The 13,379-nt window shown below is 59.7% G+C and carries 16 protein-coding genes; 3 read left to right on the top strand and 13 right to left on the bottom strand.

Features of this window, described 5'->3' with window-relative positions:
• Positions 1 to 51: 51 nt before the first annotated feature.
• A complete protein-coding gene (locus ABHF91_RS16435) occupies positions 52 to 1,377 on the bottom strand; it encodes an aspartate aminotransferase family protein (protein WP_409421308.1) in 1,326 nt (441 codons plus the stop codon).
• Positions 1,378 to 1,657: 280 nt separating this feature from the next.
• Here ABHF91_RS16435 and ABHF91_RS16430 point away from each other — a divergent pair, with 280 nt between their 5' ends.
• Complete coding sequence (locus ABHF91_RS16430; RefSeq protein WP_409421307.1) at positions 1,658 to 2,362, top strand: sulfite exporter TauE/SafE family protein; 705 nt, start codon at positions 1,658 to 1,660, stop codon at positions 2,360 to 2,362.
• Between the two features lie 51 nt (positions 2,363 to 2,413).
• Positions 2,414 to 3,172: an SDR family NAD(P)-dependent oxidoreductase gene (locus ABHF91_RS16425; protein ID WP_409421306.1), complete on the top strand. Its 759-nt coding sequence runs from the start codon at positions 2,414 to 2,416 to the stop codon at positions 3,170 to 3,172.
• A gap of 71 nt (positions 3,173 to 3,243) precedes the next feature.
• Here ABHF91_RS16425 and ABHF91_RS16420 read toward each other — a convergent pair whose 3' ends face one another.
• From ABHF91_RS16420 to ABHF91_RS16370, 11 genes are all read right to left on the bottom strand, one after another.
• Positions 3,244 to 3,516 carry a hypothetical protein gene (locus tag ABHF91_RS16420; RefSeq protein ID WP_409421305.1) on the bottom strand — a complete coding sequence of 91 codons (273 nt, stop codon included), beginning with the start codon at positions 3,514 to 3,516 and terminating at the stop codon, positions 3,244 to 3,246.
• 52 nt (positions 3,517 to 3,568) lie between these two features.
• Positions 3,569 to 3,883 carry a hypothetical protein gene (locus tag ABHF91_RS16415; RefSeq protein WP_409421304.1) on the bottom strand — a complete coding sequence of 105 codons (315 nt, stop codon included), beginning with the start codon at positions 3,881 to 3,883 and terminating at the stop codon, positions 3,569 to 3,571.
• Positions 3,884 to 3,979: 96 nt separating this feature from the next.
• Positions 3,980 to 4,372: a hypothetical protein gene (locus tag ABHF91_RS16410; RefSeq protein ID WP_409421303.1), complete on the bottom strand. Its 393-nt coding sequence runs from the start codon at positions 4,370 to 4,372 to the stop codon at positions 3,980 to 3,982.
• Between the two features lie 81 nt (positions 4,373 to 4,453).
• On the bottom strand, positions 4,454 to 5,206 hold the full coding sequence (locus ABHF91_RS16405; protein ID WP_409421302.1) for an EAL domain-containing protein: 753 nt from the start codon (positions 5,204 to 5,206) through the stop codon (positions 4,454 to 4,456).
• Positions 5,207 to 5,439: 233 nt separating this feature from the next.
• Complete coding sequence (locus tag ABHF91_RS16400; RefSeq protein WP_409421301.1) at positions 5,440 to 6,093, bottom strand: hypothetical protein; 654 nt, start codon at positions 6,091 to 6,093, stop codon at positions 5,440 to 5,442.
• Positions 6,094 to 6,420: 327 nt separating this feature from the next.
• Positions 6,421 to 6,855 (bottom strand): hypothetical protein, encoded by a 435-nt coding sequence (locus tag ABHF91_RS16395; RefSeq protein ID WP_409421300.1) that lies wholly within the window; start codon positions 6,853 to 6,855, stop codon positions 6,421 to 6,423.
• Positions 6,856 to 6,937: 82 nt separating this feature from the next.
• Entirely contained in the window at positions 6,938 to 7,294 is a 357-nt protein-coding gene (locus ABHF91_RS16390; protein WP_409421299.1) for a hypothetical protein, read from the bottom strand.
• Between the two features lie 1,047 nt (positions 7,295 to 8,341).
• A complete protein-coding gene (locus ABHF91_RS16385; RefSeq protein ID WP_409421298.1) occupies positions 8,342 to 9,106 on the bottom strand; it encodes an amino acid ABC transporter ATP-binding protein in 765 nt (254 codons plus the stop codon).
• The gene (locus ABHF91_RS16380; RefSeq protein ID WP_409421297.1) at positions 9,099 to 9,764 is read right to left on the bottom strand and encodes an amino acid ABC transporter permease; all 666 of its coding nucleotides are present in this window, start codon (positions 9,762 to 9,764) and stop codon (positions 9,099 to 9,101) included. The genes ABHF91_RS16385 and ABHF91_RS16380 overlap by 8 nt, the downstream gene beginning before the upstream one ends.
• A 10-nt stretch (positions 9,765 to 9,774) precedes the next feature.
• Positions 9,775 to 10,416, bottom strand: coding sequence for an amino acid ABC transporter permease (locus ABHF91_RS16375; RefSeq protein ID WP_409421296.1), 642 nt, complete (start codon positions 10,414 to 10,416; stop codon positions 9,775 to 9,777).
• Positions 10,417 to 10,489: 73 nt separating this feature from the next.
• The gene (locus ABHF91_RS16370) at positions 10,490 to 11,317 is read right to left on the bottom strand and encodes a transporter substrate-binding domain-containing protein (protein WP_409421295.1); all 828 of its coding nucleotides are present in this window, start codon (positions 11,315 to 11,317) and stop codon (positions 10,490 to 10,492) included.
• Between the two features lie 292 nt (positions 11,318 to 11,609).
• Here ABHF91_RS16370 and ABHF91_RS16365 point away from each other — a divergent pair, with 292 nt between their 5' ends.
• Complete coding sequence (locus ABHF91_RS16365) at positions 11,610 to 13,100, top strand: PLP-dependent aminotransferase family protein (RefSeq protein ID WP_409421294.1); 1,491 nt, start codon at positions 11,610 to 11,612, stop codon at positions 13,098 to 13,100.
• Between the two features lie 25 nt (positions 13,101 to 13,125).
• Here the strand turns inward: ABHF91_RS16365 and ABHF91_RS16360 are convergent, their stop codons facing one another.
• A complete protein-coding gene (locus tag ABHF91_RS16360) occupies positions 13,126 to 13,305 on the bottom strand; it encodes a DUF1127 domain-containing protein (RefSeq protein ID WP_409421293.1) in 180 nt (59 codons plus the stop codon).
• Positions 13,306 to 13,379: the final 74 nt, after the last annotated feature.

The raw sequence follows: 13,379 nt of genomic DNA, 5'->3' as shown, positions 1-13,379 counted from the left end.
CACGGCATAAAAAAACCGGCACTAGGCCGGTTTTTTTACGGGGGCGGTGGCTCAGGCGAACTGGGCCAGCACCTTGTCGATGATGGCCAGACCGGCCTTGGCTTCGTCGACGGTCACGGTGCAGGGCGGCACCACGTGGATGCGGTTGTCCACCACGAAGGGCAGCAGGCCTTCGGCGATCAGTGCAGCTTTGATCTTGCCCATCACGTCGGCAGCCAGCGGGGTGCGCTTGGCGGCATCGCTCACCAGCTCCATGGCCCAGAAGACCCCCATGCCGCGCACCTCACCCACCAGCGGGTACTTGGCGGTCAGGGCGGCCAGGCCCGGGCCCAGCACTTCTTTACCGATCATGTCGGCGTTCTCCACCACCTGCTCCTCGGTCATGGCATCCAGGGTGGCGACGATGGCCGCCATGGCCAGGGGGTGACCTGAGTAGGTCAGGCCGCCCGGGAAGTAACGGTCCTGGAAGAAGTCGGCCACCTTGTCGGACAGTATGACGCCGCCGGCGGGCACATAGCCTGAGTTGACGCCCTTGGCGAAGGTGATGAGGTCCGGCTTGATGCCGAAGTGCTCAAAGGCAAACCAGCGACCGGTACGGCCAAAGCCCGCCATGACTTCATCCAGGATCAGCAGGATGCCGAACTCGTCGCACAGGGCGCGGACCCCCTGCATGTAGCCGGCCGGCTGCACCAGGACGCCGGCGGTGCCGGGGATGCTCTCCATCAGCAGGGCGGCGATGGAGGAGGGGCCTTCGCATTCGATGATGCGGCGCAGGTGGGCCAGGGCGCGTTCGCTCTCTTCGGCCTCCGTGGTGGCGGAGAACTCGCTGCGGTACAGGTAGGGGTTGAAGAAGTGCACGTGGCCACGGGCATATTCGTTCGGTACGCGACGGGCATCCCCGGTGGCGACGATGGCGGCGCCGGTGTTGCCGTGGTAGGAGCGGTAGCCGGAGAGGATCTTGTCACGGCCGGTCACCAGGCGGGCCATGCGGATGGCGTTCTCGTTGGCATCGGCGCCGGCGTTGGTGAAGAACACCTTATTGAAGCCTTCCGGTGCCAGGTTGACGATGCGCTTGGCGGCTTCACCCCGGGCCAGGTTGGCGGTGGCGGGGGCAATGGTGGCCAGCTGGGTGGCCTGCTCGACGATGGCGGCGACCACCTTGGGATGCTGGTGGCCGATGTTGGTGTTCACCAGCTGGCTGCTGAAGTCCAGGTACTCCTTGCCATCGTAATCCCACAGGCGGCAGCCTTCACCGCCGGCGATCACCAGGGGCTTGAGGGCGGATTGCACCGACCAGGAGTGGAAGACGTAAGCCCGGTCCAGATCGTAGACATCGCCGTTGGTGATGGTCTGTTCGCAACTCAGTGCCTGATTCATGGTGTACCTCTTGTATTCGTCGCTGAAATGGGTCGGTCCCGTGACCGACGTCCTTGCTGCCAGACTAAGAAGCTGCTGGCCCGGGGGGTAGAGCCAGTTTCCGGCGATGCTTGTGTCAGTTGGGCCAGAAGGCCGGATCCCGCGCCGTTCCGGGGCGCCGCTGGGTGCGGGGCGGCGGCGCCACGGGCCTGTGTCCCGGCCGCTGGCGGCATCTGGCCCTATTGGCCGGCGCGCTTTCTTCGTATTGTGGGGCCAGGATAACAAGCGGCCGGGAGGCGTCATGGTGACGGCATTGTGTATCGCCGGCCTGGCCGGCTTGTTGCGGGGGTTCGCCGGCTTCGGCTATGCGGTGATGGTGGTGCTGGGGCTCAACCTGTTGCTGCCGGCCCAGCAGGCGCTGGCCACCGCCATATTGCTGGATCTGGCCTGCTGCGTGGGGCTCTTGCCCCAGGCGATGGCCCACTGCCACCGGCCCCTGCTGGGGCGCCTGCTGCTGGGCATGCTGTTGGCCCTGCCGGTAGGGATCTGGGCGGTGAACTGGCTGCCCGCCAGCACCATGAGCCTGCTGGTGGGGGCCATCTCCCTGGTGGGGGGGCTGTTGCTGCTGTTTCAGGTGCCCCTGCGGCCCCTGGCCCAGCGCTTTGCGGTGGGCGCCGGGATCGCCTCCGGCCTGGCCATGACCACGGCCTCGGCCGGCGGGCCGCCCCTGATGGTCTACCTGCTGAACCAGCCCATCGAGGCCCGGGCCCAGCGGGCCACCGCCATCCTGTTCTTCGCCCTGTGCAGTGCCGCCACCCTGGTGGGGCTGGCCCTCTCCGGGCTGCTGGACCGCCAGGTGCTGACCCTGGGGGCCTGGATGCTGCTCCCCTCTTTGTTGGGGAATCAGCTGGGCCAGACCCTGTTTCGGCGCTACCCTGGGCTGGACTATCGTCGCGGGGTGGCCCCGCTGCTGATTTTGATGTCGCTGTGGGTGATGCTCAAGTAAGCCTCATGGCAACTTTTTTGCGTGACAAGGATTAAGGATAAGGAGTCGAACATGGCAGATGTTGTTTTCATTACCGGTGCTACCTCCGGCTTTGGCCGGGCCGCCGCCCGTCGCTTCGCCGCCGCCGGCTGGAGCGTGGTGATCACCGGTCGTCGTGAGGATCGCCTCAAGGCGCTGGCCGACGAGCTCTCCGCCAAGGTGCCGGTGCACTACGCCACCCTGGACGTGCGGGATGCCGACGCGGTCAAGGCCGTGGTGGCCGCCCTGCCGGAAGGCTTCAAGCAGGTGAAATGCCTGCTGAACAACGCCGGGCTGGCACTCTCCCCCAACCCCTCCCAGAGCGTGGAACTGGAAGACTGGCACACCATGATCGACACCAACGTCAAGGGGCTGGTGAACGTCACCCACGCCCTGCTGCACACCCTGATCGGGGTGGGCGCCGGTGCCAGCATCATCAACGTCGGCTCCATCGCCGGCCAATGGCCCTACCCGGGCAGCCACGTTTACGGCGGCACCAAGGCCTTCGTCAAACAGTTCAGCTACAACCTGCGCTGTGACCTGCTGGGCACTGGCGTGCGGGTGACCGATCTCGCTCCCGGCATCGCCGAGACCGAGTTCACCCTGGTGCGCACCAAGGGCGATCAGGCCGCCTCCGACCGCCTGTACAACGGCACCACGGCGCTGTCCGCCGAGGATATCGCCGAGCAGATGTTCTACATCGCCACCCTGCCGGATCATATCTGCATCAACCGGGTGGAAGTCATGCCCACCCGTCAGGCCTGGTCCTCCTTCGCCATCGATCGCGACTAAGCCTGGCCTCACGGCTCGCCCCGGTGGCGAGCGCAAAGTACAACGCCCTGCGATGCAGGGCGTTGTTGTTTCTAGGCGCCGAGCCGACTAGTCGACGTAGGGCGTGAACTGGATGTCATAGCCAAAGGGATGCTCTCCCGGTGGCCTATGACCCTCAGCATGTCGGCGGATTGGGCGGCGTCCAGGGCCCAGGTCTTCATGGCCATGAAGGCGGGCCCAGGGGGACAGCTGAAACCATCGACCAGCGCTTCGACCCTCCCCTCGCCGATGACGGTGAAATGGTGATAGGGGGTGGTCTCCTTGCCGTATCTCAGCCTCAGCTTCCAATCCTGTTTATCTTCCATGCTGTTCACTCCAAGTGTGGCCAGTGGGTTATTTTCCGTGTTGGTCCAAATCTCAACTCAGGTGCCGACGAAACACGGTTTCGGCGGCGGACCAGGCCTGGGGCATCAGGCACAGATGGTAGCCTTCCTGCGCCGCCACTTTTTCTACCAACGCCTTGTCGTCAGGCCAGTAGCGGGCCAGCTTGTCCACCGAGTAGTCGGCGATAAGATCGGGCAGATTGTGGATCTGGCTTGCCAGCACGCGGGCCACACGCAGATTGTCACAGCCGCGGATCTCCACGGCGGTCGCCGCTATGATCGACAAGACGGCGGCTTGTATCTCCGGTGGGCAGGCCACTCCTGGCGTCTTTTGCAAGAAATGAAACATGGGGCTCCTATTGCGTATTGGCATCCCCTGGTAGGCCAGGGCATCTCCTTAGTCCGCGAAGCGGGATGGTTTGCATGGGGCTATGACGCATACGCCCTACGCGGGTTGCCGAGATGGAGGCAGGTTAGCCTGAATGAAGGCCCGCACGGCCTCCGGCTCCTGATAGGCCCAGGGGGCCAGGGTGAGCTTATGTCGGCCATCGGACAGCTGGATGCCGGCACCGATCAGCGCCACGCCTGTGATGGCGTCCCAGCGCAGTGTGAGGTTACCGCGGCTCACCCCCTCGTCCGTGAGGCGCAGGCGAGCCGCCGAACGCACCAGCAGACAGGCACCCAGCAATATCAGCCCCGCCATCCCGCCGACCAGCCAGGCGGTCTGCTCATCTTCGGCATTGAACAGGGCGCTGTAACCCGCCACGGCCGCGGCCGTCAGCCCGGCACCTAAGATAAAGCCGGCATAGATCTTATTGAGCCTGGGGTAGGGGGGCATGGAGCGTCCTCGGAGTGTATGGCGACGGGCTGCGGCTTGATGGCGCGAGTCTATGGTATCTGCTGGGGGGGGGGGGCCATATTACAGAATCGAAAAGTCCACCGCGGGTAATGATTCAAACCCCGGCTTGGCGAAGAGATAGCCCTGCACCAGATCTATTCCCACCGCGCGTAAAAAACCCAGCTCAGCGGTTGTCTCTATGCCCTCCGCCAGCGGGGTGATTTGCAGCTCCTGGAACATGGCGACCAGGTTTCTGACAATGATCTGCCGGACGGGATCCTGATCTATGTTGCGGATCAGTTCCATATCCAGTTTGGCGATGTCGGTCTGAAAATCGGCCAGCAGGTTGAGGCCGGAATAGCCTGAGCCAAAATCGTCAATCGCCGTCTTGAATCCAAGGCGCCTGTAGTAGTCGACTATGCCTTTGATGTGTTGATGATCTTTTACCTGCTCGACTTCCGTAAATTCGAACATGATCTGCTCGATGGGGAAGTCATATTCTTTGGCGGCCTCTAATGTGGTGCGGATGCAGCGTTCTGGTCGATAGACGGCATTGGGCAGAAAATTAATGCTGACCATGGTCTTGATGTTCAATTTTGCCGCCAAGGCAATGGCCTTGATTCGGCACAACTGATCGAATCTATATCGATTGTCCTCGTTGACCCGAGAGATGATGGAATGGGCCGATTCGTTGTGCAGGCCGCGCACCAGGGCTTCATAGCCAAAAATGGTTCTAGACGAGCATTGAATGATTGGCTGAAATGCCATGGTGAAATCAAAGCCAAGATCCACGGATTCGAGGCATTGCCGACATGAAGTGCCTGATTTATCCAATCTTTCATCCTCAGCGATAAGGTGATGCCTCAGAGCCGCAGGAGCGATGAGCCATGCTTAATCATACTCTAAGCGGCACGACCCAGCCGTCGGCAAGGTGGTGATGAGAGCCGGCCAGCATTTATCCAGCGAGTCGCTCGCCTCGCCAGCCGGCAGGCGCTCAGAGCAGCGCGGTCGCCTGACAAATAAGGGTCGAATGGCGCCGATTTGTACATCTGAGTGGAAGACTGAATTTAGCTGTTTTTGCATACGTACCGTCGGGCTTTTGTTGTCCATTTGGTTATCTCTTTCCCATTCGAATCCGGTTCTTTATGTCGAGTGACAAACATTAGTCCGCAAGGTAGCGATAGCGGGATAAATTTAAAGTCATTATCTGAGCCGTCTTTCTTCATCCAGGCCGACCAAGCCTGCATTTCTAGTTTTTGGGGTTTGCTTGGTGAGAGAAAAACTAGGTGTGGTTTGACGTTGTGGCAGTGGTTATCTTCAAATATTAGCTTTAGGCGGCTGATTTTTGAGTTCATTTGTTTATTTCCCCAACTTGTAACTCCTTTCGCCTCTATAAGAACAATATGTGTCACACCGTCCTTTTCAAAGGCGATAATGAAGTCCATATCTTCTTGGTGACCCTTGATAATATCATTATCATTCAAATGAACAGTGCTGACATCTTCTTCTTGAGCTAGAATCAAGCTCGCATATAACCAGTCCAGATGGTAATCAAGCGCGGCAAATGAATCTTGTGGAACAGTTACCCCTATTTGTTCTGATAACTTATCGCAAAAAGTGGCAGACAATTTGAATGAGGGGTTTCCTAATATTTCGCCAATCAGATAAAACCGTTCTTTTGAGTTAAATGATCTTAAGTGGTTGATTAATTTATTGTCCATGATTCTCAGGTGTTGGTTTGTTTTCTATGCGGGCGATTACGCTGCGCTAATCGGCCCTACGGTCCTGGAACTAATAGATATTGGCAATGATTTAAGCTATCGCAACCAGAAACTAGCATTACAGCTATTATAAGGGTGAATAAAGAAAGGTGTCTCATGCTACCTCAGGGATGCTAACGCCCCTATGATAGCCTTGTTAGGCAATTTATCGGAATTGTACCGATGTGAGTTCACCATAAGGCCCTCTCCATTTTTTAGATAAAAGTTGCTCAAGCTTTTTACTGTATAGCTCGAATACGTTGTTATAGCACTTCCAGAATTCCGGCGTTACTGTTCGTTCTTCTGTTTCTCGGTGAACAGCGGTAGCACAGGGATACCTTGCCCAAGAGTTGACTCCAACCTCCAACGTTTCAAAGACATGACGAGTTCTTTTGGGAGACGGTATTTTCTTACACTTTTTTGGAGTTTGCTTAATTTATGGCTGCTTAGCAATTGGTTAGATAATTTTCCGCCTTCTATGTAACTAGGATTTTCGTAGATTAGAAAGGCTTTGATAAGGTTCTCAAGAGCAAACGCCGCAAGTAAAAAAACTGATCTATTCGACGTCGGTCTAGTAATGGACTTAACGCCATCATTGTATGTGACCATACCTTGATGCATATCATACAGCGCATGAGCATTCTCATGCATCAATTTTGCGACTTCATACCAATTGAGTGGATGGGCCGCTTGGGCAAATAGTTTGTTTTCTTGGCTTTCCATTGCTCTAAATACCTAACGCCGCCAACAGCGGCCGAGTGAAACGAGGTCTAGCGCACGAAGCGCGCGCTGCTGTTTGGCCTTGTTAGTGCTTTGATAATACGTACAAAGTTTCCTTGATGGCCTTATCTAAATGTTGTGTTCGACTATCTTTTGCTGAGTCATACTCAAACAGCAATAGTTCAAGAACCGGCACCGCTGCAAAAGCATATTGCTTGTAGGCTTGAAGCTGGTATATAGCAGCGATTTGTTGAACCATCTTTACCGTTTGGCCAGATTCGTTAACACCAGACGCAATACAAACCATTTTATGAAATGCCTCAAATTGTTTCTGCTCTTGTTCTCTATTTCGCTGATCAATCCATTTTATTAAACCAACAGCAAAAGAGATCGCTGTACCACACAACGTAATAAGCGATATATATTTCAAGAGTTCTGCCATGATCCTCCCCAATGAGCATTTATTAGGCGGCATTTTGCCACCTATCCATGGGGCACATGCCGCCTAGTTCCGTGGCGCAAGGCGAGTGCCACTTACAACCTATTGTCTTGGCAGTAAAAAATCCGATCTTTGCTTGCCCTGTGTGGCTTGGCGGCAAATTGGCCATCTATCCCGCAGTGGGACCTGATCGTGTTGTTCTTGATTATTTGCACTGTGGATCGGCGCTTGGATTGGGCTTGGTCTTTAGTCTGGCGGCCAGGCTACCGCCCTTGGGTTTCAGCTCCCAGCCTGCTGCCTGTACCACATCCTTGTGAGTCCCTTATCCTATCGACCTTTACATGATCTGACATGCGTGGAGGCCACATTTTTGGCTTTGTCATCACCGCCATTGGGCAGGGCGCCTGGTGTGGTGTCCGTGGTGCCTGGCGGCTTTGGCGCAATACGCTGCGCTATTACGCCCTACGGGGAATGAGTAATCCGATAACTGGGCGGCGTCTCAGGGGCTGGCTAACGGGATACGTCTCCCCTCTGTCTGGCCGAGGTGGCAGCGGGGGATAGGCGACGAGGCAGGAAGCCGAGTCAGCCATTGCCGCGCCGGGGCCAAAGCGGAAAGGGACGGGATTGAGTATCCCGGCCCGGTTTGGCGCGAGGGCAGGGATAGCCCGAGTGGAATGCGCAGCCAGGGAGGGCGCAGCGGACGTTGATGACGTTCCCCAAGCCCGGCGTGAACGACGAGGTGCGCCGCAGGCCCAGACAGCGGGGAGTGCCCGGGGTTAAGGGGCGGTGGCATGACCGCCCCTTGGCGCCCCCGCGCCAGCGGGGTTAAAGAAAGGCTCGATGCGCGATCAGGGCGCAACGGGCAACGAAGAGCTGAATCAATCACATCAACGAAGTTGAGCCAGTCCAACGCCGACCCCACCCCTTGCCCAGGGCTGGGCCAAGCCCCCGCTGCCCGCTTGCGGGCCAGCAATAAAAAACCGCCCAGGGGGCGGTTGAAAGCGAGAGAGGAGGTCAGTCTTATTATGTGGCGAACCGTGCGGTGACGGCTTACTGCCGCACCGTCTGCAGGAACTGTTTGACCCGTTCGGACTTGGGATTGGTGAAGAACTCTTCCGGCGGGGCCTGTTCGATCAGCTTGCCCTTCTCCAGGAACACCACCTGATCGGATACGGCGCGGGCGAACTCCATCTCGTGGGTCACCACCACCATGGTGTAGCCCTCCTGGGAGAGCTGCTTCATCACCGCCAGCACCTCGCCCACCCGTTCCGGGTCCAGGGCGGAGGTGGGTTCGTCGAACAGCATCACCTCTGGGCTCATGGCCAGGGAGCGGGCGATGGCCACCCGCTGCTTCTGGCCGCCGGACAGTGTGATGGGGTAGACGTCCTGCTTCTCCAGCATGCCCACCTTCTCCAGCTGGGTGGTGGCGATCTGGTTGGCCTCGTCCTTGGACATCTTCTTCACGTGGATCAGGGCCTCGGTGACGTTCTGCCGCACCGTCAGGTGGGGCCAGAGGTTGAAGCTCTGGAACACCATGCCTACCCGTTCGCGGATGCGGGCCAGCTGCTTGTTGCTCATGGGCTGCTGGGTCTTGTCATCGATGCCGATGCGCTCCTCGCCGATGTGGATGGTGCCGCGATCCGGCTGCTCCAGCCAGTTCATGCAGCGCAGCAGGGTGGATTTGCCTGAGCCGGAGGAGCCCAGGATGCTCACCACCTCGCCCTTGTTGACGGTGAGGTTGATGTCCCGCAGCACCTCGACGTTGTCGAACTGCTTGGACAGACGGTTTACGGTAATGGCGGCGTTGTCAGACATGACTAAATCCTCGTTGCTTGCCCAGCCGGCCCAGCCAGCGGATGGCATATTCGATCAACAGGCTGATGATCCAGTAGAGCATGATGGCCACCAGGAAGGCCTTCATGGGGATGAAGTAGGTGGCCTGCACGCTGTTGGCGGCGGCGGTCACTTCCTTCACCGTGATGATGCACAAGAAGGCGGTGTCCTTGAGGCAGATGATCAGCTGGTTGCCGATGAGGGGCAGGCTGGTCATCACCACGTTGGGCAGAATGACGCGCAGGAACACCAGGTGGTGGCGGAAGCCGTGGGCCTGGGCCGCCTCGATGAGGCCCTTGGGCATCACCCGGCGCTGGCTGCGGAAGATCTCGCAGAAGTAGGCGCCGTGGTAGAGGGTCAGGGAGATGAGCCCCGCCACGTCCGCGGTCAGGCGCACCCCGCCTTGCGGCAGGCCGTAGTAGAGCAGGTAGGCCAGGATCAGGAAGGGGATGGTGCGCATGGCGTCGACAAACAGCCCCAGCCCCTGACGCGCGCGGTTGGTCGGGCCTTCCAGCAGGTAGAGCAGCAGGGCGCCCAGCAGCAGCCCCAGCAGGGCGGAGATGCCGAACAGCTTGATGGTGTTGAGGAAGCCGCCGAAAAAAGCATCGCGGGCATCCCAGATGGTCATCCATTCACTCATGGCAGTCTCCTCACATGGCCAGCCGACGGGCTTTGTTCTCGGCGGAGGCCTGGGCCTTCACCATCACCCCGATCATCACCATGTAGATGAGCCCGGCACCCAGTATGGGGTAGAGGGGTTCATAGGTGACGGAGGCGATGCGGTTGGTGACCCGGGTAAGGTCGACGAGGCCGATCACGGCGATGGCCGGGCTGCCCTTGATCAGGAAGGACATTTCGTTCACCAGGGCCGGCAGGCTGACGGTGAACAGCTGGGGCAGCATGATGCGGCGGAAGAAGGCCCAGTCGGTCATGCCGATGGCCTGGGCCGCCTCGTGCTGATCCCGGGAGAAGTTGTTGAGGGCCGAGCGCCAGATTTCGGCGTTGAAGGCGGCGGTGTTCAGGGTCAGGGCCAGGATGGCCGCCACATTCTTGTTAAGGTTGATGCCCACCGAGGGCAAGGAGAGGAACAAAAACAGTACCAGGGTGACCAGGGGAGTGGCCCGGGCCAGGCTGATATAGAGGGCCAACAGCTGGTCCAGCACCGGGATGGTCTGTCGCCGGAGTAGGGCGATGAGCAGACCGGCGGTGACCCCCAACATGATGGCGATCCCCGAGATCCAGAGGGTAGTCCAGGCCCCTTCCAGCAACAGCAACCATGCCTTGAGATCCATGGAACGCCTCCTGCGAATACGACTTACGACGAGCTAAAACGGGGGCACCCGGCAGGCCGGGTGCCCGTGATACTTACAGGCCGGCCAGCTTGTGGAACTGATCCACGTTGGTGATGGCCTCGTCAGGCAGACCGTCGAAGGCCTGACCGAACCACTTGATCTGCAGCTCCTTGAGCTTGCCGGTGTCCTTCAGGTGCTTGACGAAGCCGTTGAGGAATTCCAGCAGCTGCGGGCTGTTCTTCGGCACAGGCCAGGCGACGAAACCGCCACCGGACACGGCCTGACCCTTCTCGAACACGTCACCGCGGGTCTTGACCAGGTCGTTGATGGAGATAACGGCGTTGATCACATAGTCCAGACGGCCGTTGGCCAGGTCGGCATAGGCTTCCGGGTAGGATTGGTATTCCACCACTTCACCCAGCTTGCCGCCGCTCTTCTCCAGCATGGCCTTCAGCTCCGGCAGACGGGCCAGCAGGGCGCTACCGGCCTGCAGGCCGACCACCTTGCCGCTCAGGTCTGCGACGCTCTTCATGCGGTCGTCACCCTTGCGCTTGACGTAGTAGTGCTGGGCGGAGGCCACGGGGGCGACGAAGTTGAACACCTTGAGGCGATCGTCGGTCACCAGGGCGCCGGTGATGGCCACGTCATACTGGCCGGCGGCCACGGAAGCCAGCAGACCGGTCCAGGGCAGAATGCTCTGCTCCAGCTTGAACTTGGTGGCATATTCTTTCAGCTCTGCCAGCACGTCTTTGTGGAAGCCGTCCGGCTGGCCGTCGGTGATGAAGTTGAAGGGGGCGTAATCGTCCTCGGTGGCGATCTTCAGCACGCCGCGGGCTTCGATTTCCGGCAGGTCGGCCGCCTGTACCGCGAAGGCAAAGGTCAGAGCCAAACCGGCCAACATGTGGCTAACTGCCTTTCCTGCAAAGAATTTCTTTTTCACTCGCTCACCTCACTGTGACATGTAAAAACCACTTGGCTACAGACTTGCAACCGGGATGCCAATTTTCCATCAGTTGCATGAAAACGACTTTTTTTCGCCCTCTTATTCACTTCTACCGACAGAGTTGCCGGCGGGATAGGGCCAGTTTGCTCGGGAGATTGGGACAGATGTTTGTGCTGAAATTATTTCAGCATAGGCGGTCGGCATATGGCTTGCATCGTTTGGTTTTTGGTCAGTTGTTGAGGGTGCGGGGATGATAGAGCAGTGTCTGCTGATTGATTTTTCAGGGGATCGGGGGCTGCAGGAACAGCTGCGGGAAGCCTTGGTCAGCCTGATCCTGGCGGGCCGTTTCCTGCCCGACGAACCCGTGCCCTCCTGCCGCAGCCTGTCGGAACAGCTGGGGATCTCCCGCAACACGGTCGCCCTGGTGTACGAGAGCCTGCGGGACGACGGTTACCTCATCAGTCGGCCCCGCAGCGGTTACTATATCGATCCCCGCTACACCCCTCAGGCGCGCAAAGAGGAGCAACCGATCGCCCTGGCGCCCCAAAGTGCACAGGATGCCCCAAATTGGGGCAATCGCTTCCAGATCTGCCCCAGCGACATGGTCACCATCAGCAAACCGGCCCAGTGGATGAAGTACGACTACCCCTTCATCTATGGTCAGCCGGACACCACCCTGTTCCCCATGGAGCAGTGGCGGGAGGCGGCCCGCAAGGTCACCGGCAGCCTGCGGGATCACCGCTGGCTGCTGGATCAGGTGGATCAGGACTGCCCCATGCTGCTGGAACAGCTGCGCACCCGGGTGCTGCCCAAGCGTGGCATCACCGCCAGCGACGACGAGATCCTCATCACCCTGGGCACCCAGAACGCCCTGAGCCTGCTCTCCCAGCTGCTGATGAACCGGGAGACCCGCCTGGGGGTGGAGAGCCCCTGTTTCCGCGAGGCCATCAACACCTTCGCCCTGCAGGGCTGCCAGATAGTGCCCCACGGGGTGGACGACGAGGGCATGGTGCTGTCCGAGGCCTCCCGGGAGTGCGACTTCTTCTACGTCACCCCCAGCCACCAGGCGCCCACCGGGGTGCACATGAGCAACGCCCGCCGCCAGGCCCTGCTGCAACAGGCCATAGAGCGGGATCAGATCATCATAGAGGACGACTTCGACTCGGATACCAACATTGAGAACCACCCCAAGCCGGCGTTGAAGGCCCACGACCGCAACGGCCGGGTCATCTATGTCAGCAGCCTGTCCAAGGCCTTGGCCCCCGGCCTGCGCTTGGGCTACCTGGTGGGGCCGGCGGAGCTCATCGACGAGCTGCGGGCCCTGCGCCGCCTGCTCTACCGCCACCCGCCCGCCAACATCCAGTACCAGATGGCCCACTTCCTGGCCCAGGGACACTACGAGACCTACCTGCGCCGCTTCCGCGAGCACTCCACCTACCGCTGGAGCCTGCTGTCCGAGGCGCTGGACAAGTACCTGCCCCAGTGCCGGCACAACGGCAACCGCGCCACCGCCTTCTGGGTGCAGGCGCCCGAGCAGATCAACACCCAGCGGCTGGCCTGGCGGGCCGCCCACGCCAGCGTGCTGATCGAGCCGGGCATCAACCACTTCCTGGAGGCGGCGCCGCCCCAGCACTTCTTCCGCCTGGGCTTTCACGCCATCCGCCCCGAGGCCATCAAGCCCGGCATCCAGCGCCTGGCCGAGGCGTTGGAGAAGGAGCTGCTGCGGGCCGAACTGGGTTAGCCGCGCGGCCTGAGCCCTTCCGGCGTCAGCGCCAGAACGGCTTGTTTATCTCCTCCTGCCACTGCTCCCGGCTGATGCCGATGTCCTTGAGCTGGTATTCCGACAGCTGGCTCAGGGTCAGCCTGTCCTGCTGATTGCGCCGCCAGCGGCGCAGCAGGGACACCAGGGCCTGGGCTCCTGCCTTAAGCCATGCTAATGGTCTCAAAAAGCGACCTTCCTGAGTGATTGAACGAGCCATCGACACACCTCCTTTGCTGATGCGATGATGGCTCATCATGG

This window comes from Pseudaeromonas aegiceratis (assembly GCF_046254905.1).
Classification (GTDB): domain Bacteria; phylum Pseudomonadota; class Gammaproteobacteria; order Enterobacterales; family Aeromonadaceae; genus Pseudaeromonas; species Pseudaeromonas aegiceratis.
The sequence above is the reverse complement of the archived record's forward strand: the minus strand, read 5'-3'. Positions and strand labels throughout refer to the sequence as shown.